The sequence below is a fragment of the Phaeobacter sp. genome (assembly GCF_022825805.1).
In the GTDB taxonomy this organism is placed as follows: domain Bacteria; phylum Pseudomonadota; class Alphaproteobacteria; order Rhodobacterales; family Rhodobacteraceae; genus Phaeobacter.
This window is the reverse complement of sequence record NZ_JAJDWC010000033.1, coordinates 1-23,039: the sequence shown is the minus strand read 5'-3', so window position 1 is coordinate 23,039 and position 23,039 is coordinate 1. Positions and strand designations below refer to the sequence as shown.

Sequence of the window (23,039 nt, the reverse complement as noted above, 5' to 3'; positions counted from 1 at the left end):
GCCTTCAGGTAAAGGCTAGCGCAAACGAGGCCAACCCATCCAGAGGACCCTAGCCGATGAAATTCTTCGTAGACACTGCCGAAATCGACGCCATTGCCGAGCTGAATGCACTGGGCATGGTGGATGGTGTGACCACCAATCCCTCCCTGATCAAGAAATCCGGTCGCGACATCATCGAAGTGACCAAGGAAATCTGTGATCTGGTCGATGGTCCGGTTTCCGCAGAGGTCACCGCAACCGATGCTGAAACCATGATCGCCGAAGGGCGCAAGCTGGTCAAAATCGCCGACAACATCGCAGTGAAAGTGCCGTTGACCTGGGACGGGCTGCAGGCGTGTAAGACGCTGACCGACGAAGGGCATATGGTCAATGTCACCCTGTGCTTCTCTGCCAACCAGGCGCTGCTGGCGGCCAAGGCAGGCGCAACCTTCATTTCGCCCTTCATCGGCCGTCTGGATGACATCAACCTGGATGGTATGGATCTGATCGCAGACATCCGCACCATCTACGACAACTACGGGTTTGAAACGGAAATCCTCGCCGCGTCGATCCGCAACGCAAACCATGTTCTGGAAAGCGCTCGCATCGGTGCCGACGTGATCACCGCCCCGCCTGCCGTGATCAAGGCGATGATCAACCACCCGCTGACCGACAAAGGCCTGGATGCGTTCCTGGCCGACATCAAAGCGGCCAACATCAAGATCCTGTAACGGCCAGAAACCGACGGTCAGAAACCGTTTCGCAATTAGCAAAGGGCGGCCTGTTTGGCGGCCCTTTTTCATGTCTGCGGATGCCATCGTGGGTTTGGCCAGACGCGGCGCTGCCGCGGTCTGATCGCGGCCGTAAATTTTTGCCACCATTCGTGGTTTCACATGTTATAACGCTCGCAAAACCCAGCAGAGGTCAAACAGAGCAGAACATGACTAAGACGGCAGAACTCGACGATAGCCTGCGTCAGGCGATCCTGGCGAAACCCGATGCGTTGCTGGATGATCAACGCGTCATGAATGCGCTGGTGAGCGCAAACGAACGGTCCATGGGCTCCAATATTGTCGACCTGCGCGGCATCGCGATGGAACGCATGGAGGCCCGGCTGGACCGGCTGGAGGACACCCATCGTTCGGTGATTGCGGCGGCCTATGAAAACCTTGCGGGCACCAATCAGATCCACCGCGCAGTTTTGCGGCTGCTGGATCCGATGGATTTCGAAAGCTATCTGGCCAATCTGGGCGGGGAACTGGCCGAAATTCTCCGTGTCGACAGTGTGACGCTGGTGTTGGAAACCGCCAACGCTGAGCAGGACGCGGGTCTGCAGCGGCTGGATCAGGTGCTGAAGATCGTAGAACCAGGGTTTGTGGCCCAGCATTTGCAGAGCCAGACCGGATATGACAGGCCCGACCGATCCGATCGGCAGGTCACGCTGCGCCAGCTGCACAGCGGTGCTGCGCGGATCCACGGCGAAAAGGCCGATTTCATTCGCTCCGAGGCCTGCCTGCGGCTGGATCTGGGCGAAGGTCGCTTGCCGAGCCTGCTGGTTCTGGGATCGGAAGATCCCCATCAATTCACCCCACAGCATGGCACCGATCTGCTGGCGTTTTTTGCTGGCGTGTTCGAACGCTCCATGCGCCACTGGCTGTCGTGAGCCGCGCCAGCTCATCGGCGCAGGCCCTGATGATTTCACCCGCGTGCCGGGATGCGTTGGAACAATGGCTTGCGCATCTCAGCGCCCTGCGGGATGCCGCCGAGAACACGCTGACCGCCTATCGCGGGGATGTGGTGGAGTTTTTGGCGTTCATGACCCAGCATTTTGGCGGACCGCAAGGTCTGGGCGCCTTGGCGGAGATCCACACCGCTGACATGCGTGCCTGGATGGCGGCCTCTCGCGCCACCGGCACCAGCGCCCGCTCGCTTGCACGCAAACTCTCTGCGGTCAAAAGCTTCTACACCTGGCTGGCCGACAGGCACGGGTTCGAACCAACAGCGGTGCTGTCCGCCCGCAGTCCGAAGTTTCAAAAGAAACTGCCCCGACCTCTGGCGCAGGATGCTGCGCTGGCGATGATCGAAACCGTGGAACATCAGTCCACGACCGATTGGGTCGCCGCCCGCGATGTGGCGGTTGTGACCTTGCTCTATGGCTGTGGCTTGCGCATTTCAGAGGCGCTCGGCCTCACTGGGGGCGACACCCCGCTGCCCAATGTGCTGCGCATCACCGGCAAGGGCGACAAAGAGCGGATTGTGCCGGTTCTGCCTGCCGCCAAAGCGGCGGTCGAACGCTACCTTCAGCTCTGCCCGTTTCCGGTGGAGCAGGACAAACCCTTGTTCCGTGGCGTGCGCGGTGGCGCGCTGAATGGGCGGATGATCCGCACCGCCATGGCCCAGGCGCGGGCCCAGCTGGGTCTGCCGGCAACCGCCACGCCCCATGCGCTGCGCCACAGTTTCGCGACGCATCTGCTGGAGGCAGGTGGCGATTTGCGCGCGATCCAGGAACTGCTGGGCCATGCGTCTTTGTCCACGACCCAGGCCTATACGGCGGTCGATACCGCGCATTTGATGGATGTTTATGATCGGGCACATCCCAAAGCCTGAGTGATGCGGCCCGTGGTGCCTTCTCCAAAAGTCGGTCAAACGCCGGAACTTCTGCAACTTTTACGGTTCCAGCGGGCAGCGCACGCACGCCTTAACCCGATATCAAGGTTAATGCGGCATTGTTTCCCTTGCGTGAACAGAAAATCCAGAAGGATGTCACCATGACAAGCATTACCCAAACTGCCCGTATGGCAGGGGCACCGCTTGCGGCCCCTTACTCCCCTGTCACCTCTGGTGCGGCCCATGCCAGCACCTCTGATATTGGCGATCCCAATCGCGCGCCTGTACAGCCCGGGCGCATCCCGCCACACAGCACCATTGGCGCATTGTCAAACAGCGTCTCGGACTGGTCGGTCCAACACGCAGAACGCGCCGCCAAAGGTGAGTTTGCTCCGGTCGATGCGCAGTTGCAAAAGCCCCAGTCGACGGCACAGCAGGTGCCGCAGATGTCAGCACAAGACGCGCTGCGCCAGATCGAAACCAGAGCCATCACAGCAAGCCTGTTTCAGGACCGGCTGACATTTATGTGACAGCGGCCACTGGGCTGAGCGTTTTTTTGCGTCCTTATCTGAGACCGCTGGTTTGATCCCGCAACGTTGAGCACCCACCATCAACCTGCGGCGCGCAGATCCGCAAAGGGCAGATCAACACAGGTCAGCCCTGCACAGGCCAGCTCTGCACAGGCAAGCCTTGCACAGCCCGCCCTACAGTTGGCCCAGTCGGCACCATGGCCTATGCCGATCAGAGCCTGTGACACGACAGGCAGCGACGGCGTCAGAGTAACCGCGACACCCGCACTCGAAAAACCGCCGGTTTGTCGAGGTTTTCGGATTGAACGCTTGCGGGGGATCACGAAATTCGCCATCAGAGTGGTATGACACCTCAGTTTCGTGCCCTTTCTGTTCATCTGTTGACCGCCACTGGTGCTGTTTTTGCCATGCTGGCCATGCTGGCAGCCGTCGACGCGCAATGGAGCCTCATGTTTGTCTGGCTCGTCGTGGCCTTTGCCGTGGATGGCATCGATGGCCCGCTGGCCCGCCACTATGAAGTCAAACGCTATGCGCCGGAGTTTGACGGGGTTCTGCTGGATCTGATTATCGACTATCTGACCTATGTGTTCATCCCGGCCTTTGCGCTGTTTCAATCCGGACTGATGAGCGGCTGGACAGGTTGGTTTGCGATCATCGTCATCACTTTTGGCAGCGCGATGTATTACGCCGATACCCGGATGAAGACGAAGGACAACTCCTTTTCAGGTTACCCCGGGGTGTGGAACATGCCAGTCCTGGTGATCTTTGCGCTGGAGCCGAGCCACTGGACCAGCCTGATCCTGGTGACAACCCTGGCGGTGGCGATGTTCTTGCCGCTGAAGTTCATCCACCCTGTGCGCACCCAGCGCTGGCGCATGGTGTCATTGCCGGTCGCGCTCGCCTGGACCTTCTTTGCCGGATGGGCCGCATGGGTCGATTTCCATCCCGAAAGCTGGGCCCATTGGGGGCTGGTGATCACATCGGTCTATCTGCTGTTTGTCGGCATTGCCCAACAGATCATTCCCGAGCGGCGCAGCTGACTGGTAGCAACCGGGTCTGGTAAGGGCCAGATCTGACGCATCTGGATCGCTGTGATCTGCCGATCCCCGGTGACGGGCGCCTCAGTATCTATATCAACAGACCTGCCGCCCCTTCGTGACGCAGCAGCTGGACTTTGGTTTCCACACCGCCCTGCCCCGAAAAGCCACCCAGCCCATTGGCGCCCAGAACCCGGTGGCACGGGATCAGAATGGGGATCGGATTGGCCCCGCAGGCGGTTCCGACCGATTGGGCAGATCCCCCCACATCGCGGGCAATATCCCCGTAGGTGGTCGTGTGACCCAAAGGCACCGCCGACATTGCCGCACAAACCGCGCGTTGGAACGCACTGCCATGGACACGCATCGGCAGATCGAACACCTGCAGCCGCTTGTCGAAATATGCCGCCAATTGCTCGGCGGCGTCCTGCAACAGGTCCGTGGGCTCTGATGTATCGCTTGCGCCCCGGCTCCAGGTCAGCCGGGTGATCTCTCCACCCTCCTCCGTCAGGCAGAGGGGACCGACCGGGCTATCGATCACCAACTCCGGCATAGCGTGCTGTCTGTCATGGTTCCCCCAGGGGTCTTGCTGGCCATCTCGCGAGTCGGGCCGCTGGCGATCCGCTCCTCCCCGGCTGCGCCAAGCGCTGCGATATGCCTCTTACCATAGACACACATCACAGGATTTGCAGCGAAAACCTGTGATTTACCCCCAATCCGGTGGGGTCCTCCTACCCATTGGGATAGGTCAGCTATGCCGAGGACAGAAGGGCCTAGCCCGCCGCACCTCTCCCGCTGGGATTTGGATTTGATTAAACATTGAGGGGCAAGTCGGAAAGAGGAAGAAGCCAATGCAAATCGCCGGGATCGCTCAGCAAGGTGTGTATCGCCAACTCAATGGTCACCTGAACGGGCAGGTTGCTGCCCGCCTCTCCACCCAGGAAGCTGCCCCCCTCCAGGCAGCGCAAGGAGCTGGCACCAAAGCAAAGCTCGCTGAGCTGGAACAGGCCCGGCAGGCCGCATTGACCGGCCCGGCAGATGCCGCCAAGGCCACTTTGGGTCCGCAGTATATGCGCCGCATCATCCAACAGCGGCTCGAAGATTTGCAAGCCGGACATCTCGCGGCGGGTCCCCGCCCGGTGAGCGAGATGACAGCCCAGAATGGCTACCGCATGGCGCTGAACTCCTTGCGCTGATCTTTCTCTCCGACGTGTGTCTACTCCTATTCGCCTGCACACACTGAAAAGGCCGCCCTCCGATTTTGGAGAGCGGCCTTTTTATTCGTTGATCTTAGGTGTGAGCCGACGCTCAGCTCAGCGCATCTTCGCAGCGACCGCAGACCCCTTCGTGGCTGTGCTTGCCCACATCTGGCAGGATCTTCCAGCAGCGCTGGCATTTTTCGCCATCGGCTTTTTCGAACACGACAGAGATACCTTCGACCTCTGGCATGCGGAACGCCTCTGCCGGGGCCGGATCGCCTGACAAAACAATGTCGGAGGTGATGCAGACATCGGCAAAGTTCACAGATTTCAGGGCTGCCAGAACCTCGGGGTCGCGCACATGCACCACAGGCGCTGCCTCCAACGAGGCCCCGATGACCTTGTCGGTGCGCTGCACCTCTAATGCGGCGGTGACAACGCGACGCGCCTGGCGCACCTTGGCCCATTTGGCGGCCAGCGGTTCGTTCAGCCAATCCGCCGGGGTGGTCGGAATGTCCTGCAAATGCAGGGAGCTGTCATCACCTGGATATCTTTCCAGCCAGACCTCTTCCATGGTGAAGACCAGGATTGGCGCAAGCCAGCTGGTGAGACGGTGGAAGAGGATATCGAGCACCGTGCGTGCGGCGCGGGCATTCAGCGTGTCGCCATCGCAATAGAGCGCGTCCTTACGGATATCGAAATAGAACGCCGACAGCTCAACCGTGGCGAAATTGAACACCGCGGAGAAGACACCCTGGAAATCGAACGCCTGATAGCCTGTGCGCACCCGGTGATCCAGCTCTGCCAGACGGTGCAGGACCCACTGCTCCAGCTCGGGCATATCGGCGGGATCAACTCGCTGGGCTTCGTCGAAATCCCCAAGCGAGCCGAGCATGTAGCGCATGGTGTTGCGCAGGCGGCGATACCCGTCTGCAACGCCTTTCACGATCTCCGGCCCGATCCGCTGGTCCGCGGTGTAATCGGTCTGCGCCACCCAAAGACGCAGGATATCCGCACCATACTGCTGGACGATCTTTTCCGGCACGATGGTGTTGCCGAGCGATTTGGACATTTTGTTGCCCTTCTCGTCCAGCGTGAAACCATGGGTCACCACGTTGCGATAAGGCGCGCGCCCTTTGGTGCCGCAGGCCTGCAGCAGGGAGGAGTGGAACCAACCGCGATGCTGGTCGGTGCCTTCCATATAGACGTCGGCGATGCCGTCCTCGGTGCCATCTTCGCGGTCGCGCAGCACAAAGGCATGGGTGGAGCCACTGTCGAACCACACGTCCAAGACGTCGAACACCTGGTCATACTCATCAGGGTTCACGATGCCGTCGAGCACCTGTTCCTTGAAGCCATCGGTGTACCAGACATCAGCGCCATGTTCCTCAAACGCGGCTTTGATCCGTGCGTTCAGCTCTTCGTTGCGCAACAGGAATTCGGGATCGGACGGCAGCAGCCCCTTCTTGGTGAAGCAGGTGAGCGGCACACCCCAAGCGCGCTGGCGCGACAGGACCCAATCCGGACGACTTTCGATCATCGAATAGAGACGGTTGCGGCCGGTCTGCGGGGTCCACTGCACCAGCTGGTCGATGGAGTTGAGCGCGCGGGTGCGGATGGTGTCGCCCATTTCGCCCATGCCGTCATCCAGCTCGCGGTCCACGCTGGCAAACCACTGCGGCGTGTTGCGGAACACGATCGGCGCCTTGGAGCGCCAGGAGTGCGGGTAGCTGTGTGTGACACGGCCACGGGCGATGATGCCACCGGCCTCGACCAGTTTGGCGATCACAGCGTTGTTGGCTTTGCCTTCCTTGCCCTTTTTGTCAAAGACCTGAAGGCCCGCAAAAAACGGCACATGTGGCAGGAATTCGGATTCCTCGCCCACGTTGTGGGTCATGCGATCCAGCCAATTGCGCGCGACAAAGCACTCATAATCGTCAGCACCGTGGCTCGGTGCGGTGTGAACGAACCCGGTGCCTGCATCATCGGTGACATGATCCCCGTCGATCATCGGGACCTCATAGTCCCAAAAGCCATCCGCACCGTCGATGCCGTGGAACGGGTGTTTGCAGATCAAGCCTGCAAATTCCGACGCTTCGACATCGCGGACTTTGGTGAACTCGGTCACGCGGGATTTGCCGAGGGCGTCCTCGGCCAGCGCATCCGCAAACAGATAAAGATCGCCGGGTTTGGTCCAGCTTTCTTCTTCGGTGGCGTCCACACGGTAGAGGCCATAAGCAACCTTCGGGTTGAAGGCGATCGCGCGGTTGGACGGGATGGTCCAGGGGGTTGTGGTCCAGATCACCACACGCGCATCCGCCAGATCACCAGAGGCCCCGTCAAAGTCGAACGGCACCCAGATCGTGTGGGACTTGTGGTCGTGATATTCGATCTCAGCCTCGGCCAGCGCGGTCTTTTCAACCGGCGACCACATCACGGGTTTGGAGCCCTGATAGAGCGTGCCGTTCATCAGGAACTTCATGAACTCATCCGCGATCACGGCCTCGGCGTGATAGTTCATGGTCAGATAGGGATCATCCCAATTGCCGGTGATGCCCAGACGCTCGAATTCCTCGCGCTGGATGCCGACCCATTCATCTGCGAAGGCGCGACACTCCTGACGGAAGTCGACAACCGGCACTTCGTCCTTGTTCTTGCCCTTCTTGCGATACTGCTCTTCGATTTTCCATTCGATCGGCAGGCCGTGGCAATCCCAGCCCGGCACATAGCGAGCATCAAAGCCCAGCATCTGATGCGAGCGGACGATCATGTCCTTGATGGTTTTGTTCAGCGCGTGGCCGATGTGCAAGTGGCCGTTGGCGTAGGGAGGGCCATCGTGCAGCGTGAAGGGTTTGCGTTCAGCATCGGTGCCTTTTACGGCGGCGGCCTTTGCGCGCAGCTTGCCATAGACACCAATCTGCGCCCAACGCTCCAGCCAGCCGGGCTCGCGCTTGGGCAGGCCAGCGCGCATCGGGAAATCGGTTTTGGGCAGATTGAGCGTGTCTTTGTATTCGGGCGTCTGAGGCGTATCAGCACACATGTGCAGCGTCCTTTGGATGATCTGGTCGTTTTTTGGGATATTCGGTTCGGCGCGATCGCTCAAGCGCCTTTGCCCGGCAGCTCGAAATCAGTCAGAGCGCCGGGGATATAATTCGAATAATGATGGCCATAAATCGGGACATGCCCGCCTTATAGGGCGGGCTGGGCGGAGCGTAAAGCGACAGTTGCGCAGCATCCAACCTGCGTCAGATGCGCCGACCCTGTGCTGCGCGTCTGTTGCGAGGCTTTCGCATGACCTATGCAGGAGGCAGTCCGCCCATGATGGAACATAGCATGACAGATCCCAACCCATCCGCCGCGCCGCTGGCCCGGTTTGACATCACCGCCGACAGCATCAATCGGGTGGTCGCTGTGTTCTATCGTCAGGTCCGCGCACATCCGGTGTTGGGTCCGGTGTTTGCCGCCCATGTCGAGGATTGGCCGGAGCACGAAGAAAAGATCGCCCGGTTCTGGCGCAACGCCATTCTGCGCGAGCGGTGTTACAACGGCAATCCGATGCGGTTGCATGTCAGCAGACCCGATGTGAAACCGGAGCATTTCCTGATCTGGCTGGGTTTGTTCCACGAGGTGCTGCAGTCAGAGCTCGGCGCGCAAACGGCGCGGCAATGGGGAGCTTTGGCCGACCGCATTGGTGAAGGGTTCCGCGCTGGCGTCGTGTCGATGCGCCAGCCCAAGGATGCGCCACCAAAACTGTTCTGAAATCAGGTCTTGGCGCTCGTAAACAGGCCCGTCAGCGCACGTTGGATCACGCCGCGGGTGCTGGGTTTGCGTTTTGAGCCAAAGGCCATCGGGCGGCAGACCTCCATCGCGGCGATACCAACCCGCGCAGACAGGGCCCCATTGACCAGACCCTCGCCGAACCGGCGTGAGATTTTGGACAGGACCGACCCGCCCAAGACAGGTTCCAGCAGATCATCGCCCACTGCCACCGCCCCTGTGGCCACCAGATGAGACAACACGGCACGGGTCAGCCGCCACGAGCTCAGCGCGCCGGAGCGGCCACCATAGATTTCGGCGATCTGGCGGATCATGCGCACCGATGTGACCAATGCGGCCACCACATCCGCCAGCGCAAGCGGCACAAGCGCGGTGACGGTTGCAACTTGGCGTGCGCCGGTTTCCACCACAGATAGCGCGCGCGCATCCAGCGGGGCCAACAGCTCGGCCTCTGCCAGTTGCAACAGCGCATCTGCATCCAGCACCTCCGCCTTGCGTTCAGCCAGACGCGACAGCCCCCAGGCAACATCCTTGCGACCGCGATAAAACCGCTCCAGATCCGCCAGATAGGCCTGCGCGGCGACCAATGCATCCCCAGGATCATCGATATCAGCGATCTTTGGCTGCGCCTTCTGCAGGCTGTCCACACGGCGCAGACGCGCCACCGCGGCCAATTCACGGAGACACAAGGCCAGGGCCAGGATGGTGGCAACGGCAAACCCTGCCGTAACCGCGAGGCCCAGAAGCGGAAACCGCGTCAGCAATCCGGTGACGAAATCCCAGGCCGCAATAGACACCATCGCCGTGATCAATGCACCTAGGCTGGCGAGGAACCAGCGCAACAACCGGGAGGGGCGGCGCGCCGCGAACTCCGCAGCCTGCACCATGGAGGTTGCGGGCATCATCCCATCCGCGGTCGCACCGACCGGATCAGGCACCGGGGGCGCATCGGCCACATTGGGCGCCTTCTGTGCCGCGGAACTATCCGCGAGATCGAAGAGAACAGCATCCTTTTGCTGGCTCATTGCGCACTCCCCTGCACCGCTGCGGAGGACGCGCCCGGCCATCTGTAACGCATGTCCGGCAACTGTTCTTCGTTGCGTGCACCCTCCGTGCGCTCCTGCTCGTGAAACCCCTCGCGCTCACAGAAACGTTGTGCGCCGGTGTTGGCCTGGAAGGTCCACAACTCAAGCTGAGCACTGCAGGATTTGGCGTGATCCAACAGCGCCCGCCCCAGCCCGTGGCCACAAAAATCCGGGTGAATATACAGGGCGCAGATTTCCTGCTCATCGCGGGCCAAGAAACCTTTGACCTCGTGGTTGTGCTGGCCAATCATTACCCAGCCGCGGTCGATCATCTGCCCGCAAAATCCGATGGTTTCCGCCCCGGTATAGAGGTTGGGCATCCAAGGGGTGTCGGTTGCAAAACGGTGCAGGATCTCCCCGATCTTCCCCGCATCGGTGCTGCGCGCGGGACGGAGCTGAAACGCAGGGTTGGTCATGACAGGCAATCTCCGATCAGGAATTCAGCGGCCCGGTCGAGCCGAATGTGCGGCGGCCCGTCACCGGGGCGCAAGGTCAATAGCGCCGGTGCAAATGTCATCGCCTGATAATCCGCTTCCAGCCAAGCCTCTGCCCCTTGCCGGGCCGGTGTCAACAACGCGGAGGGATCCTGCGGCAGCGCCCCGGGATAAAACGCCGCTGGCTTGCCAGTTTCCAACAGGGTGCCGCGGACACAGGGCAGCTCTTCTCCGTTATGGCTGCGCAACTCTTCGGTGGTCGCGCGCAATGCGGCCAAGGACAGCGCGGCGGTTTCCGCCCCGGCAAAACGCGCCCGGTCCCGGGCTTCGCGGGTCAGCGCCTCGATGATGGCGGTCAGTTGCGGATGTTTCCGGTGGTGCAGGTGGTCGGCCTTGGTGGCGGCAAACAAGATCTTTTCCACCCGTTTGCCGCGCAGGATCTGCGACAGGAACCCATTGCGGCCAGGACGGAACACCGAGAGGATATCGGTCATCGCGTGGCGCAGATCCTCGACCGCGCGGGGCCCGGAATTGATCGCGCTCAGCGCATCGACCAGCACCACCTGCCGGTCGATCCGCGCAAAGTGGTCCCGGAAAAACGGCTTCACCACCTTGGATTTATAGGCTTCGAACCGGCGCTCCATTTCGCGCAGCAACGAACGTCGGGGCGCTTTATCACTAGGCGGCAGCGGTGCGAAGGTCAGCGCTGGGGATCCGGCCAGATCGCCGGGCAACAGAAAACGCCCTGGGGTGCAATCATAATACCCGGCCTGTCGCGCTGACTGCAGATAGGCGGCAAATGCCGCTGCCAGATCCTGCGCCTGCACCTCATCATGGGGGGCCGTGGCGTCTGTTGACGCGGCTTGGGCCAGATAGGGCTGTGCCTCCTCGCGGGCATCAATACGGCGGAGGACCTCCTCGCTCCACCCGCGGTAGGATTTGTCCAGCAATGCAAGATCAAGCAGCCATTCGCCGGGATAATCCACAATGTCGAGATGCACGGTGCGGGGGCCCTGAAAGCCGGACAGGAACCCACTGGGCTGCACCCTGAGACTCAGACGCAATTCAGACACGGCGCGCGTGCTGTTGGGCCAGAACGGACGCGGCCCGGTCAGCGCAGCGAGGTGGTTTTCAAAATCAAACCGTGGCACCGTGTCGTCCGGTTGTGGCTGCAGAAAGGCGCTGTCCAACCGACCATCGCGCACCGCAGACAGTTGCACCATGCGTCCCCGGTCTCTCAGATTGGCCACAAGGGACGTGATGAACACGGTTTTGCCCGCACGCGCCAGCCCGGTGACGCCCAGGCGGATCGACGGTTCAAACAGGCTTTCAGACAGCGAGGCGCCCGCCGTTTCGACACTGCGCATAACCCCGTCCGCCAGTGATGATAGTCCCAATCGCCTGCCCCGTGTTTCAGCCCTGTACTGCAGCCCATGTCCAAAACACAGGGCCTACAGAAATCCAATATGCCCGCAGAAGATAGGCACTGACGCACGGAGATACCAGAGCGGCGACCATGGGGCCTTGTGCCAAAGCAACAGGCGCGGTAGGTGGCCGGGCATGCCCCGCTTTGCTTTGAAAGTCGAATATCACGGTGCGCCATTTGCCGGATGGCAACGCCAAAAAGATCAGCCTTCCGTGCAGGGGGCGATCGAAGCAGCCTTGGCAAAGCTTGAACCCGGTGAGCACACCATCGCCGCCGCGGGGCGCACAGATACTGGTGTGCATGGTCTCGGCCAGGTGGCTCATTGCGATCTCGCCAAGGATTGGGTTCCATTTCGCCTCTCGGAGGCGTTGAACTTTCATCTCAAACCAAATCCGGTGGCGATTGTGGCCTGCGCCGCCGTGGAGCCTGACTGGCATGCCCGGTTTTCGGCGGTTGAGCGGCAGTATCTGTTCCGCATTCTGCTGCGCCGCGCGCCTGCCACCCATGATGCAGGTCAGGTCTGGCAACTGAGCCATGATCTGGATGTGGCAGCGATGCAGACAGCAGCGGACCATCTGATTGGCCAGCATGATTTCACAACCTTTCGTTCATCGATCTGTCAGGCCGCCAGCCCATTGAAAACGCTGGATGAGCTGCGGATCGAAAGGGTTGCGGGGGTTTCGGGCGACGAAGTGCATTTCCACGTACGGGCGCGATCATTCCTGCACAATCAGGTGCGCAGCTTTGTCGGCACGCTGGAACGTGTGGGCGCCGGTGCCTGGGAGCCTGAGCGGGTCAAACACGCGCTGGAGGCGCGGGATCGCGCGGCCTGCGGACCTGTGTGTCCCGGCCATGGCCTGTATCTTGCGCGTGTCGGCTACCCTACGGATCCGTTTGGTGCAGAACCGACGGGGCAAGGCTGACCAGCTGCCAAGCCTCACGCAATCATCGCGCAACCCACGTCAGCCATCATCGCGACAGCAAGATGGACCGCGCGGTAAACGCGCCATGATAACGCCCGACAATCAATTCAGCAGAAATTCCACCTCAGATCGGAACCCGCCGCGCAGCCGGACGTTGTATCCCTACGGGTGATGACCAGGCAACGCAGACACCTGAGCAGTGCGCGCGGACCAAGGGACTTGGTCCGCGCAATTGATATCTGAACTCTTGATCAGAGCCCTCGCCGAGCGGCCTGTTTTAAGGGGCACGTTTCAGAGGCTGGGGGACGCCGGGCCGCAAAACCCTGCGTCAGCCGCGGCCACGGTATGGGGGCACACCCTGATCCGGGATCCAGACGCCTTCTGGCATTGCGCCTGTCTGCCAGAACACATCAATCGGAATGCCGCCGCGTGGATACCAATAGCCCCCGATGCGCAGCCATTGCGGATCCAGGAAATCCACCAGTCGTCGCGCGATGGAGATGGTGCATTCTTCGTGGAACGCACCATGGTTGCGGAACGAACCCAAGAAGAGTTTCAGGGATTTGCTTTCCACCAGGTATTTCGCGGGCACATAATCGATCACCAAATGCGCGAAATCCGGCTGACCGGTCATCGGACAAAGCGACGTGAATTCAGGCGCGGTGAAGCGCACGTTGTAGGAGATATCTGCCTGCGGGTTTTCAACACGCTCCAGCTCGGCCTCTGCCGGATCGGTGGGCACCACAGTTGCGCCACCCAGCTGTTTCAGGTTTTGGTAGATATTGTCAGACATGGAATCCGTTCCTTATCCAGATGGTGCGGGTCAAACCCCACGTTTGTTTCCCCAGACCAGAACATGCAGCTGAGGCAACACACGCGGTGTGAACCAGCTGTCTGCGGTCACTTTCTCGATGAGCCATTCCAAACGGCCCACGGCTTCTGTCAGATCGACCGGCTGATCCGGATCAACGGTCGGATTGCCAGGCTGTAGGTAGAGCGGCAAATCCGGATATCTATCCGCAACGGCCCGGGCCCAGGCGTAGTCGGTGTCGTCAAAGATGACGATCTTCAGCACGACGCTCCCGCAGCCATCGGCGGCCGTCAGGCAGATGTTGAATTTGTGCCAATCGACCTGATGACCGCTGGAGGGCGGTTTGGGGCTCAAGACCAACGTGTCGAGATCCGCAAACCAATCTTGGCTGATGGAACCCTGTGTTTCACAGGCAAACCGGTAGCCCTGCGTTTTTCCTCGGGCGATCACACCGGTGAAGTCCTGGATCGCCGGATTGCCTCCCGATAGGGACACGGTGAGCGGTTTGCCACGGCTCAGCGCGGTGACCTCTGCCCAGACATCATCATCAGACATCGGCGTCCAGGTGTCGCGAAAGCTGCTGTCGACGGCATGGGCGCTGTCACACCAACTGCACCGGTAGTCGCAGCCACCTGTGCGCACAAAGACCGTTGGCTCCCCGATCAGCGCGCCTTCGCCCTGGATCGTGGGACCAAAGATTTCAGCGATGCGCAGGGTCATGGCCGATACTCAGCCCAGGTTTTCGGCGTTTCAGAAACCCGAACGGCAGCTGTTTCAGGCCAGCGGGCCGCGCACCATTCGTAGAAATGGCGTGCCATGTTTTCAGCGGTCGAGGGACAGTCCATCACGTCATTCAGGTGACGGTGATCAAACGTGCCGTCGATATAGGCCTTCAGCGGCGCCAGCTCGTGATAGTCCCGCACAAAACCGTCGCTGTTCAACTCTGCCCCGGCCAGTTCGATCACGACGATATAGTTGTGACCGTGCAGGCGAGCGCATTGATGATCTGCTGGCAGATGCGTCAGTTGATGGGACGCCGAGAAGTGGAACTCTTTGGTGATGCGAAACATCAGACGCCTCCCTCTTTGGTGGCTGTGAGCCAAAAATCAGGATCCTCATAGATGGTGGGATCCGCGATCTGGGCGAGATGAAACGCTTCGCGGCGCTCGACGCAGGTGCCGCAGCGGCCACAGTGGTGTGTGCCGCCTTTGTAGCAGGACCAGGTGTCTTCAAAGGGTGTGTTGACCGCTGCCCCATCGGCGACAATGTCGGCTTTGGAGCGATGCACAAAAGGCGTGACCAATGCGACATCGGCATAGCCATCCAGGGCCATCCGTTGCATTTGATCGAAAGCGTTGGTGAAGGCAGGGCGGCAATCGGGATAGATGAAGTGGTCCCCACCGTGCACGGCTGTGGCGACGGCATCGTCCCCTTTGGCCGCGGCAATCCCATAAGCAATCGTGAGCATGATGGCATTGCGGTTGGGCACAACCGTGACCTTCATGGTGTCTTCGGCGTAGTGACCGTCGGGCACGTCGATGTCGTCCGTCAGAGCTGACCCGCTGAGCGCGGCACCAATGGAGCGCATGTCGACGATGTCATGAGGAACCCCAAGACGCGCACCGCAGGCGGCCGCATAATCCAGTTCCTTACGGTGGCGTTGTCCGTAGTCGAACGAGACAAGCCGGGAGAGCTGCCCTTTGGCAGCAAGCACATGGGCAAGGGACACGGAATCGAGTCCGCCCGAGCAGATGACAAGTGTTTTCAAGTTTTCAGTCCTTGTTTTGATGTCCGGGTAGGCTGCGACCGGAAACCGTGCGTATAACGACAGCTGAACTATCCTGCAAGAGAGCTGTGACAGAATGACCGCGCCTCATGCCGAGGCGTCATGGCCGCACCTCGCCAGCGGGTCGGCAGCGGGTCATCGACGCGCTGCCGGACGCATTGGCAAGCGGGCGTGCCTGCGGCAATGACGTGGGTCAGGCCTAGCGGTAGGTGCGCAATTCGGCGCGCGCAACCTGACGCCGGTGCACCGCATCGGGCCCATCAGCCAGCCGCAGGGTGCGCACATGGGTCCAGGCGCGGGCCAGGGGCGTGTCCTGGCTGATCCCTGCCCCACCATGCATCTGTATGGCCTCGTCGATGACCTTCAGCGCGACGCGCGGAGCCACCACTTTGATCTGGCTGATCCAAGGCGCCGCGGCCCTTGCATCCCCCTGATCCATGTACCACGCAGCTTTCAGGCACAGCAGCCGGGCCATTTCGATGTCCATCCGCGCTTCGGCGATGATGTCGAAATTGGCGCCCAGATCGGCAAGCGGCTTGCCGAATGCCTGACGTTTCAGCGCCCGTTGGCACAGCAGCTCCAGCGCGGATTCTGCCTGACCAATGGCGCGCATGCAATGATGGATACGGCCGGGCCCGAGGCGACCTTGCGCAATTTCAAAGCCCCGCCCCTCACCAAGCAGCATATTTTCGACTGGGACGCGAACAGCCGTGAACCGGATATGCATATGTCCGTGTGGCGCATCATCATGACCATAGACCTGCATCGGGCGCAGCACTTCGATGCCGGGGGTGTCTGCGGGAACAACGATCATTGAATGGCGCTGGTGTTTCGGCGCGTCATCACCGCCGGTGCGCACCATGACGATGTAAACCTTGCAGCGCGGATCCCCAGCGCCAGAAGCCCACCATTTCTCGCCGTTCAGCACATAGTGATCCCCATCCGCGACGCAGGACAGGGAGATATTTGTGGCATCCGAACTGGCGCGATCCGGTTCTGTCATCAGATAGGCAGAGCGGATGTCACCCGCCAGCAATGGCGCCAGCCAACGCTGTTTCATCTCCTCGCTGCCGTAGCGGGCGAAGACATCCATATTGCCCGTATCCGGTGCAGAACAGTTGAACACCTCTGCCGCCAGAGGCGTCTTGCCCATTTCCTCGGCAAAATAGGCGTATTCGACTGTTGTCAGCCCTTTGCCCAACTGCGGATCAGACTGCCAGAAATTCCACAGCCCGCGGGACTTGGCCGTCGCTTTCAATCCTTCGAGGATCTCTGCCTGACGCGGCGTGTATTGCCAGCGATCCCCTTTGTCGATTTCGCCGTGATACTCTGCTTCCAGGGGCTGGATCTCATCCTGGATCATGGTTTTGACCTGATGCAGAAGCGCCTCGCTCTCGCTGCGCATACCTAAATTCATGTCCATAACCACCGATCCTCCTCTTGCCGGATGTGCAACCAGCATGGCTTGGCGGGGCCAGCGCTGTCTAGCCATCTGACGGCACGTCACATCGCAGACCCCAATTACCCTAGGTCGAAATCAGCCCGGCATTTTAGTGCCCGAAACTTTCATGCCGTGACCCGAAGACAGAACAGAAAGCCGTGCCTGCAAACACAAAAACGGGCCCTCAGGGGCCCGCTTGCGATCAACTGATCCTGCAATTTGCAATCGGCTCTGCCCAAGAGCAAAGCCCGCATAAAATCAGCCAATGAAATCTTTGTATCCGGCTTCATCCATGTAGTCGTCCATGGGCGACAGATCCGAAGGTTTGATCTTGAAGAACCACGCCTCGCCCTGCGGATCTTCGTTGACGGATCCGGGGTTGTCCGCCAGCGCCTCGTTGATTTCAACGATTTCACCGTCCAGCGGTGCCAGAATGTCGGAGGCTGCTTTGACGGATTCGATGACGACGATCTCGTCATCTTTGCTGACTTCGGTGCCCACCTCTGGCAATTCAACAAAGACCACGTCGCCCAGCTGCTCGGCGGCATGGGTGGTGATGCCGACGGTGATGATATCACCCTCGCTGAGCAGCCATTCGTGTTCTTCGGTGTATTTCATTGGTCACTTCCTTTGCAGGTGGCAAGATTGGGCGCGGACCTCTGCGGCCCTTGTCCAACCCGTTTAACCGCCGCTCAACGGGCGGCATCCGTGTTTCAAACGCGCCGGTCCGTCATGCTGTTTGGTTGCCCGGCATCAAAATGGGCGCAGAGCAAGCCTGCACCGTCGACGCCCCCTCTGTCCATCTGCCTGAGATCGCTATCCCTTCGGCGCCCGGCGCAGGCCGGATCTCTCCAGAGTTGTTGTTGCCCAAACGGTCCTGTGGCCTGAGAGTTTCCGGGGCGGTTGCTCCTTCGGCACCGAACAGGATTTTCCCTGTCCAGTTCTCCCACCTGGGCGAAAAAACGGTAGCAAAGCGGGGATGCGCGATCAATCACCATTTGCCGTTTCTGAGCCGCCTGCTGTCGCATCACCTGCGACCTCGCAGCAGGGGCCACAGCAACGCATCAATAGAGATCGAAGTACTCTGCCTGTTCCCATTCGCTGACCGTGTCGAGATATCGGTTCCACTCCATGTCTTTCAGAACTGTCAGATAGTCGACCACCTCAGTGCCCAGCGCCTGCCGCATGAGGTCTGATTGCGAAAAGGCGAGCAGCGCCTGCCCCAGTGAGCGAGGCAATTTGCGGGCATCATCGGAATAGGGTGCCACCGTTGGGTCAGGCGGCACGCGCCCGGACTGCACCCCTTCGTGACCTGCAATAATCTGCGCGGCGAGGGCGAAATACGGGTTTGCCGAACTGTCCGGCGCACGGTTTTCCACCCGGCTGTGGGGATTGTGGGGCCGCATCAGCGCGCGCAACATCGCACCGCGATTGTCCCGCCCCCATTGGATCCGGTTGGGGGCCATTTGATACGGAAGATACCGCTTGTAGCTGTTCACGGTCGGGGCCACCAAGAGCGACGTCGCTTCGGCATGCGCCAGCAGTCCGGCCATCCAACTGCCCGCTTGGGGCGTCAGACTGTGGTCGGCCTCCGGTTCAAACAGGTTGCGCCCGGTGCTTTGGTCGATCAGCGATTGATGGATATGCCAGCCGTTTGCCATGGCATGATCCTGCCGGGGCTTGGGCATGAAACTGGCGTGCAATCCGTGACGCGCACAGATCTCTTTTGCCAAAGTGCGGAACGTGATCATCGCATCCGCTTGTGTGATCGGGTCCGCAGGCTCGAAGGTGAATTCAAACTGGCTCGGTCCCATTTCGATTTCGACACTGCGCACAGCCAAGCCCATGGCCTGCGCGGCACGACGCAATCGATCCAGAATGTCTTCGGCTTCGCTGTACCGGGTTTCTGTCAGATATTGATAGCCATCGATGAGATTTCGGGTTTCGATCTCTGTGGCCATCGGACCCGGCGCAGACCCGACCTGCGCAGAGGGCACACGTTCGAAAATCTGGAATTCAACTTCAAGCCCGACGCGCAGCTCCATCCCCGAAGATGCCAACCTGTCCATTGCTTGCTCCAAGACATGCAGGGAGCCAAATGGCACAGGCTGCCCATCTTCGAAGGCAACATGGCAGAAGATCCACGCCGAATGCGGTGACCACGGCAAGATGCGAAAGGTCTCTGCGCGCGGCAACAGCAGGATGTCGCTTGCCCCTTTCATTGGCGATGCCGCTGCCTCCGGCCCCTCGCTCCAGACCGGAAACACCGTGCGGTGCGATGTGTCCTTCAGCAACAGAGTTGATGGGACGGCCAGCCCCTGCGCCAACACGCTCGGCAAAGCCGACGCCACGATTGTTTTGCCCCGCAAAATCCCGTGTTGATCGGCAAACAGGATCCGCACGGTCTCCAGCCTGTGGGTTTCCACTTGGGACAAGATGGATGCAATCTCATCTTCTGTCATGCGGCTCAGAGAGCTTACGCCTGCGCCTGGTGTTGATCTGCGCATACTACTCAGTGTCCCCCGGCTTCGGCTGCGCCCTCAAGAGCGGCGACAACCCGTTTCGATCTCGACTGTTTCGATCTGGCCTGTTTTGATCTGGCGTGTTTCGATCTAGCCTGTGCCCTGCACTTTCTGCAGTTCCACCGCAGAGGCTTGGGGCCGGTGATCAGATCAGGTCGCTTGTTGTTCAATCGTATAACGCCGAACCTGCGCGGAATAACTCATAAAGTCCACAACCTTACGCAAAAGGAACAATTCGGCGCGCCGCGATACACGTGAAACGGAGTGTGGCTCACGACAAAAACCCGCCAAGCCAGAAAAAGCCGGTTTTGGCGGTGCCCCAGACGGTGCAACAGGGTTGACGACCCTTATGGCTGTCCCCAATCATCCAGCGCAGATTTGACTTTACTTCGTCGGCCCGCACCCGCGCGGCATATGCGACATTTCCGAAAGACCAAAATGACTGAGCAAGACCGCAATATTTCGTCCAGCTTTGCCAAAGGGCTGGCTGTCTTGGCTGTGTTTGACGCAGCGACCCCGACACTGACACTCGCGGATATTGCCCGCCGCACCGGCCAGGATCGGGCCACTGCGCGCCGAGGTGCTCTGACATTGGTACAAGCCGGGTATTTGCGGCAGCAAGGGCGGGTGTTGTCTCTCACACCGAAGGTACTCGCACTATCGGGTGGGTTTTTGCAGGCCAATAACTTCGGTCGCAAGGTCCAGCCGGTGTTGAACCGTCATGCCCGCAGTCTGGGCGCAGAAATCACGCTGGCCACGTTGGACCAAGGCCGGGTGTTGCTGTTGGCGCAGTCCACAGTGGATCACGCGCCGGTCACATACGGGTTTACGGCAGGCGCGCATATCCCGCTGGCCCACACCAGCCTTGGCAGGATGCTGCTCGCCGGGCTGCCCACGGAAACGGCTGTCGAGACACTGGATCAGGCCGAGATACCACGCCACACCGATCACTCCCTCACCGAGCGGGGACAGATCATGGCCCGTGTGACCCTGGCGCGAGACCGTGGCTACGCGGTGACCGACAGTGAGTTTGAAACGGGGATCGTCGGCTATGCGGTGCCAGCATCCAAACCGGGAGAGACCCCCATTGTTGTGGGCAGCTCGTCGCCCCGTGGGGCCGACCCGGCACATGCAACGGAACTGTCTTTGCGCGCCTTGCAGCTCTGCGCCGCAGAATTGCGCCAAAACCAAGCCTTGTTGGAGCTGTAGGCAGCCCGCCGCTCGATATTCAAAAAATCACAGAGGATGCTACCTGCAGCCCGGCTCTAGGAGCCCAATGGCCGTTTGGCCATAAATTGGCAGGCAAGCAAAAGGAACGATCCATGACATCTTCGCGCTATTTCACCCCGACAGGGGGACATCCCGGCCAAGAGCAGTTGCTGACGGATCGCGCCATGTTCACGGATGCCTATGCCGTCATCCCGAAGGGGACGATGCGGGATATCACGACCTCGTTTCTGCCGGGCTGGACGGGCATGCGCATGTGGGTGATCGCGCGCCCGATGAGCGGTTTTGCAGAGACCTTTTCGCAATATATCGTCGAACTTGCGCCCACTGGTGGGTCCGATCAACCCGAAACCGATGCAGCCGCGCAATCGGTTCTGTTTGTGACAAGCGGATGTCTGTCGCTCACGATTGAAGGGACAGAACACCAACTGAACGACGGTGGCTATGCCTATATACCGGCTGGCGCCACATGGTCGTTGGCAAACACCTCGGATGCGCCCGTTGGGTTTCACTGGATCCGCAAGCGCTGGTGCGCGGCGCCAGGCGTGGACAAGCCCCAGCCCCTGATCGCAAACGAACGCGACATTGCCCCCACCCCCATGCCCGGAACAGATGGACGTTGGGCGACCACCCGGTTTGTAGATCCCGCTGATCTGGCCCATGACATGCATGTCACCATCGTGACCTTTGAACCCGGCGGCGTCATTCCATTTGCCGAGACCCATGTGATGGAGCACGGGCTTTTCGTGCTGGAGGGCAAAGCAGTCTACCGGCTCAACCAGGATTGGGTCGAGGTGGAAGCCGGCGATTTCATGTGGTTGCGCGCGTTCTGCCCGCAGGCCTGCTATGCGGGTGGGCCCGGACGCTTCCGGTATCTGCTGTATAAAGACGTGAACCGCCACATGCCACTGGCGCCCGTATCCAGCCAAGGCTAGACTAGATAGGGCCTGCCGCCCCGGCAGTGCGCGCGGCGGATCTGTCAGGAAAACACGGTTCTGTCCGAATTCCTGCGTGATTTGCCGCTCTGCCGGATTGAGCCGTCACCAAGGCCCTGTCATAGCTATGCTATGAAAATAGTCATCAACGGATTCGGCCGCATCGGACGCGCAATCTTGCGCCAGATTCTCACCACAGACCGGGGCGTGGGAATTGTGGTTGCGTGTATCAATGATATCGCACCTCTGGATATGTGCGCCTATCTCTTTCAATACGACAGCACCTATGGCCCATTTGGTCAGACCGTCTCGGTTGAGGGTGAGTGCCTTGTGATTGGGGACCGGCGTATCCCCGTGCGCCAAACGCCTGACCTGAGCACGCTTGATCTGTCGGGCGTCGATGTGGTGCTGGAATGTACCGGCATTGCCCGCACATCTGATGTTGCCAGCCGCGGGCTGAGTGCCGGGGCACGCAAAGTGCTCATTTCCGGTCCCTCTCCCGCCGCGGAGCGCACGGTTGTGCTGGGCGCAAATGAAGCTGACCTGCGTGATGGCACGATCATCTCCAATGCCTCCTGCACCACCAACGGGCTGGCCCCGCTGGTCAAGCTTGTTGATCAGGTGATCGGAATTGACAGCGGTCATATGACCACGATCCACTGCTATACCAATTCGCAACCGATGGTGGACGCCCCACGCGGGGATTTCGCCCGATCCCGCGGTGGCGCCCAGTCCATGGTGCCGACCACCACCTCGGCCATGCATTTGATCGATGAGGTGCTGCCGCATCTCGCCGGGCGCATCAGTGGCGCAGCCGTAAGGGTGCCGACAGCCAGTGTCTCTGCCGTGGATCTGATCCTGCGCACCAAGACCGCCATGCCCGCCGATTTTGTGGACACCCGCCTGCGCAGCGCCATCGCTGATTCCGCCGTGCTCGGGTGGACGGATCATCCGCTGGTCTCCTCCGATCTGCGGGCGCGCCCTGAATCCTTGATCCTCGCGGGGCCGGAAACCCGCCGCGTGGGCGACCATCAACTGCGCCTGTTTGGCTGGTATGATAATGAATGGGGCTTTTCAGCGCGGATGCTGGATATGGCCGCGCTGATGGGGCGCGCCGACTGACGCGCACCATCGCAGCCACGCAGATCAATCAGGCCGCTGCACCAGATCAAGCCACTCTGCTAAAGCGTCTTTCCTGAAGTCTGAATCGTTTTGGGTTCCCAAATTGGTGCTGGCGTGATTCAAGATATCCGGGAGGATGTCTTATGCCAGCACCATTGCCATCAGCGCTGCGGGCGCGTTTTGAAGAGTACATTGCCG

General features: G+C 60.4%; 23 protein-coding genes and 1 riboswitch. Of the genes, 11 read left to right on the top strand and 12 right to left on the bottom strand.

The window, feature by feature from the left end:
- Positions 1-56 precede the first annotated feature (56 nt).
- The 5 genes from fsa (at position 57) to Q0C28_RS03820 (ending at position 4,156) form a co-directional block, all read left to right on the top strand.
- On the top strand, positions 57-710 hold the full coding sequence (gene fsa / locus Q0C28_RS03840) for a fructose-6-phosphate aldolase (RefSeq protein WP_293573332.1): 654 nt from the start codon (positions 57-59) through the stop codon (positions 708-710).
- A gap of 209 nt (positions 711-919) precedes the next feature.
- Positions 920-1,642 (top strand): DUF484 family protein, encoded by a 723-nt coding sequence (locus Q0C28_RS03835; RefSeq protein WP_293573331.1) that lies wholly within the window; start codon positions 920-922, stop codon positions 1,640-1,642.
- A gap of 29 nt (positions 1,643-1,671) precedes the next feature.
- Positions 1,672-2,586 (top strand): tyrosine recombinase XerC, encoded by a 915-nt coding sequence (locus Q0C28_RS03830; protein ID WP_293573330.1) that lies wholly within the window; start codon positions 1,672-1,674, stop codon positions 2,584-2,586.
- A 161-nt stretch (positions 2,587-2,747) separates the two neighbouring features.
- The gene (locus tag Q0C28_RS03825) at positions 2,748-3,116 is read left to right on the top strand and encodes a hypothetical protein (protein ID WP_293573329.1); all 369 of its coding nucleotides are present in this window, start codon (positions 2,748-2,750) and stop codon (positions 3,114-3,116) included.
- A 344-nt stretch (positions 3,117-3,460) separates the two neighbouring features.
- The gene (locus Q0C28_RS03820; protein ID WP_293573328.1) at positions 3,461-4,156 is read left to right on the top strand and encodes a phosphatidylcholine/phosphatidylserine synthase; all 696 of its coding nucleotides are present in this window, start codon (positions 3,461-3,463) and stop codon (positions 4,154-4,156) included.
- Positions 4,157-4,244: 88 nt separating this feature from the next.
- Here the strand turns inward: Q0C28_RS03820 and Q0C28_RS03815 are convergent, their stop codons facing one another.
- On the bottom strand, positions 4,245-4,706 hold the full coding sequence (locus tag Q0C28_RS03815) for a methylated-DNA--[protein]-cysteine S-methyltransferase (RefSeq protein WP_293573327.1): 462 nt from the start codon (positions 4,704-4,706) through the stop codon (positions 4,245-4,247).
- Positions 4,707-5,004: 298 nt separating this feature from the next.
- On the opposite strand from Q0C28_RS03815, the gene Q0C28_RS03810 reads away from it, so the two are divergent.
- Positions 5,005-5,349, top strand: a complete 345-nt coding sequence (locus Q0C28_RS03810) for a hypothetical protein (RefSeq protein WP_293573326.1) — start codon at positions 5,005-5,007, stop codon at positions 5,347-5,349.
- 112 nt (positions 5,350-5,461) lie between these two features.
- Here the strand turns inward: Q0C28_RS03810 and ileS are convergent, their stop codons facing one another.
- Positions 5,462-8,392: an isoleucine--tRNA ligase gene (gene ileS / locus Q0C28_RS03805; RefSeq protein ID WP_293573325.1), complete on the bottom strand. Its 2,931-nt coding sequence runs from the start codon at positions 8,390-8,392 to the stop codon at positions 5,462-5,464.
- A 293-nt stretch (positions 8,393-8,685) separates the two neighbouring features.
- On the opposite strand from ileS, the gene Q0C28_RS03800 reads away from it, so the two are divergent.
- Positions 8,686-9,111 (top strand): group III truncated hemoglobin, encoded by a 426-nt coding sequence (locus Q0C28_RS03800; RefSeq protein WP_293573324.1) that lies wholly within the window; start codon positions 8,686-8,688, stop codon positions 9,109-9,111.
- Between the two features lie 2 nt (positions 9,112-9,113).
- Here Q0C28_RS03800 and Q0C28_RS03795 read toward each other — a convergent pair whose 3' ends face one another.
- Genes Q0C28_RS03795 through Q0C28_RS03785 form a run of 3 tightly spaced genes read right to left on the bottom strand, consistent with a single transcriptional unit; the run spans position 9,114 to position 12,045 of the window.
- Positions 9,114-10,154 (bottom strand): YcjF family protein, encoded by a 1,041-nt coding sequence (locus tag Q0C28_RS03795; RefSeq protein ID WP_293573323.1) that lies wholly within the window; start codon positions 10,152-10,154, stop codon positions 9,114-9,116.
- Entirely contained in the window at positions 10,151-10,630 is a 480-nt protein-coding gene (locus tag Q0C28_RS03790) for a GNAT family N-acetyltransferase (RefSeq protein ID WP_293573322.1), read from the bottom strand. The genes Q0C28_RS03795 and Q0C28_RS03790 overlap by 4 nt, the downstream gene beginning before the upstream one ends.
- A complete protein-coding gene (locus tag Q0C28_RS03785; RefSeq protein ID WP_293573321.1) occupies positions 10,627-12,045 on the bottom strand; it encodes a YcjX family protein in 1,419 nt (472 codons plus the stop codon). Before Q0C28_RS03785 ends, Q0C28_RS03790 begins: the two co-directional genes overlap by 4 nt.
- 163 nt (positions 12,046-12,208) lie before the next feature.
- Between Q0C28_RS03785 and truA the strand changes: the two genes are divergently transcribed.
- Complete coding sequence (truA, locus tag Q0C28_RS03780; protein WP_293573320.1) at positions 12,209-12,997, top strand: tRNA pseudouridine(38-40) synthase TruA; 789 nt, start codon at positions 12,209-12,211, stop codon at positions 12,995-12,997.
- A 328-nt stretch (positions 12,998-13,325) separates the two neighbouring features.
- Here truA and queF read toward each other — a convergent pair whose 3' ends face one another.
- From queF to Q0C28_RS03745, 7 genes are all read right to left on the bottom strand, one after another.
- Positions 13,326-13,790, bottom strand: a complete 465-nt coding sequence (gene queF / locus Q0C28_RS03775; protein WP_293573319.1) for a preQ(1) synthase — start codon at positions 13,788-13,790, stop codon at positions 13,326-13,328.
- Positions 13,791-13,820: 30 nt separating this feature from the next.
- The gene (queE, locus tag Q0C28_RS03770) at positions 13,821-14,528 is read right to left on the bottom strand and encodes a 7-carboxy-7-deazaguanine synthase QueE (protein ID WP_293573318.1); all 708 of its coding nucleotides are present in this window, start codon (positions 14,526-14,528) and stop codon (positions 13,821-13,823) included.
- Positions 14,525-14,878 carry a 6-carboxytetrahydropterin synthase QueD gene (gene queD, locus Q0C28_RS03765; RefSeq protein ID WP_293573317.1) on the bottom strand — a complete coding sequence of 118 codons (354 nt, stop codon included), beginning with the start codon at positions 14,876-14,878 and terminating at the stop codon, positions 14,525-14,527. The genes queE and queD overlap by 4 nt, the downstream gene beginning before the upstream one ends.
- Complete coding sequence (queC, locus tag Q0C28_RS03760; RefSeq protein WP_293573316.1) at positions 14,878-15,576, bottom strand: 7-cyano-7-deazaguanine synthase QueC; 699 nt, start codon at positions 15,574-15,576, stop codon at positions 14,878-14,880. Before queC ends, queD begins: the two co-directional genes overlap by 1 nt.
- A 217-nt stretch (positions 15,577-15,793) precedes the next feature.
- Positions 15,794-17,017, bottom strand: a complete 1,224-nt coding sequence (locus Q0C28_RS03755; protein ID WP_293573315.1) for an acyl-CoA dehydrogenase family protein — start codon at positions 17,015-17,017, stop codon at positions 15,794-15,796.
- Positions 17,018-17,293: 276 nt separating this feature from the next.
- A complete protein-coding gene (gene gcvH / locus Q0C28_RS03750) occupies positions 17,294-17,653 on the bottom strand; it encodes a glycine cleavage system protein GcvH (RefSeq protein WP_293573314.1) in 360 nt (119 codons plus the stop codon).
- A 244-nt stretch (positions 17,654-17,897) separates the two neighbouring features.
- Positions 17,898-17,994, bottom strand: a riboswitch (glycine riboswitch).
- A 105-nt stretch (positions 17,995-18,099) separates the two neighbouring features.
- Complete coding sequence (locus Q0C28_RS03745) at positions 18,100-19,542, bottom strand: glutamine synthetase family protein (RefSeq protein ID WP_293573313.1); 1,443 nt, start codon at positions 19,540-19,542, stop codon at positions 18,100-18,102.
- Positions 19,543-19,995: 453 nt separating this feature from the next.
- Here Q0C28_RS03745 and Q0C28_RS03740 point away from each other — a divergent pair, with 453 nt between their 5' ends.
- From Q0C28_RS03740 to Q0C28_RS03730, 3 genes are all read left to right on the top strand, one after another.
- Positions 19,996-20,766 carry a helix-turn-helix domain-containing protein gene (locus tag Q0C28_RS03740; protein ID WP_293573312.1) on the top strand — a complete coding sequence of 257 codons (771 nt, stop codon included), beginning with the start codon at positions 19,996-19,998 and terminating at the stop codon, positions 20,764-20,766.
- Positions 20,767-20,879: 113 nt separating this feature from the next.
- Complete coding sequence (locus tag Q0C28_RS03735; RefSeq protein ID WP_293573311.1) at positions 20,880-21,719, top strand: bifunctional allantoicase/(S)-ureidoglycine aminohydrolase; 840 nt, start codon at positions 20,880-20,882, stop codon at positions 21,717-21,719.
- A gap of 132 nt (positions 21,720-21,851) precedes the next feature.
- On the top strand, positions 21,852-22,841 hold the full coding sequence (locus tag Q0C28_RS03730) for a glyceraldehyde 3-phosphate dehydrogenase NAD-binding domain-containing protein (protein WP_293573310.1): 990 nt from the start codon (positions 21,852-21,854) through the stop codon (positions 22,839-22,841).
- Positions 22,842-23,039 lie beyond the last annotated feature (198 nt).

Bases quoted from the DNA above. Each gene is read 5' to 3' on its own strand.
- fsa (WP_293573332.1), top strand. From the start codon at position 57: ATGAAATTCTTCGTAGACACTGCCGAAATCGACGCCATTGCCGAGCTG.
- Q0C28_RS03835 (WP_293573331.1), top strand. From the start codon at position 920: ATGACTAAGACGGCAGAACTCGACGATAGCCTGCGTCAGGCGATCCTG.
- Q0C28_RS03830 (WP_293573330.1), top strand. From the start codon at position 1,672: ATGATTTCACCCGCGTGCCGGGATGCGTTGGAACAATGGCTTGCGCAT.
- Q0C28_RS03825 (WP_293573329.1), top strand. From the start codon at position 2,748: ATGACAAGCATTACCCAAACTGCCCGTATGGCAGGGGCACCGCTTGCG.
- Q0C28_RS03820 (WP_293573328.1), top strand. From the start codon at position 3,461: ATGACACCTCAGTTTCGTGCCCTTTCTGTTCATCTGTTGACCGCCACT.
- Q0C28_RS03815 (WP_293573327.1), bottom strand. From the start codon at position 4,706: ATGCCGGAGTTGGTGATCGATAGCCCGGTCGGTCCCCTCTGCCTGACG.
- Q0C28_RS03810 (WP_293573326.1), top strand. From the start codon at position 5,005: ATGCAAATCGCCGGGATCGCTCAGCAAGGTGTGTATCGCCAACTCAAT.
- ileS (WP_293573325.1), bottom strand. From the start codon at position 8,392: ATGTGTGCTGATACGCCTCAGACGCCCGAATACAAAGACACGCTCAAT.
- Q0C28_RS03800 (WP_293573324.1), top strand. From the start codon at position 8,686: ATGACAGATCCCAACCCATCCGCCGCGCCGCTGGCCCGGTTTGACATC.
- Q0C28_RS03795 (WP_293573323.1), bottom strand. From the start codon at position 10,154: ATGAGCCAGCAAAAGGATGCTGTTCTCTTCGATCTCGCGGATAGTTCC.
- Q0C28_RS03790 (WP_293573322.1), bottom strand. From the start codon at position 10,630: ATGACCAACCCTGCGTTTCAGCTCCGTCCCGCGCGCAGCACCGATGCG.
- truA (WP_293573320.1), top strand. From the start codon at position 12,209: ATGCCCCGCTTTGCTTTGAAAGTCGAATATCACGGTGCGCCATTTGCC.
- queF (WP_293573319.1), bottom strand. From the start codon at position 13,790: ATGTCTGACAATATCTACCAAAACCTGAAACAGCTGGGTGGCGCAACT.
- queE (WP_293573318.1), bottom strand. From the start codon at position 14,528: ATGACCCTGCGCATCGCTGAAATCTTTGGTCCCACGATCCAGGGCGAA.
- queD (WP_293573317.1), bottom strand. From the start codon at position 14,878: ATGTTTCGCATCACCAAAGAGTTCCACTTCTCGGCGTCCCATCAACTG.
- Q0C28_RS03755 (WP_293573315.1), bottom strand. From the start codon at position 17,017: ATGGACATGAATTTAGGTATGCGCAGCGAGAGCGAGGCGCTTCTGCAT.
- gcvH (WP_293573314.1), bottom strand. From the start codon at position 17,653: ATGAAATACACCGAAGAACACGAATGGCTGCTCAGCGAGGGTGATATC.
- Q0C28_RS03745 (WP_293573313.1), bottom strand. From the start codon at position 19,542: ATGCGCAGATCAACACCAGGCGCAGGCGTAAGCTCTCTGAGCCGCATG.
- Q0C28_RS03740 (WP_293573312.1), top strand. From the start codon at position 19,996: ATGACTGAGCAAGACCGCAATATTTCGTCCAGCTTTGCCAAAGGGCTG.
- Q0C28_RS03735 (WP_293573311.1), top strand. From the start codon at position 20,880: ATGACATCTTCGCGCTATTTCACCCCGACAGGGGGACATCCCGGCCAA.
- Q0C28_RS03730 (WP_293573310.1), top strand. From the start codon at position 21,852: ATGAAAATAGTCATCAACGGATTCGGCCGCATCGGACGCGCAATCTTG.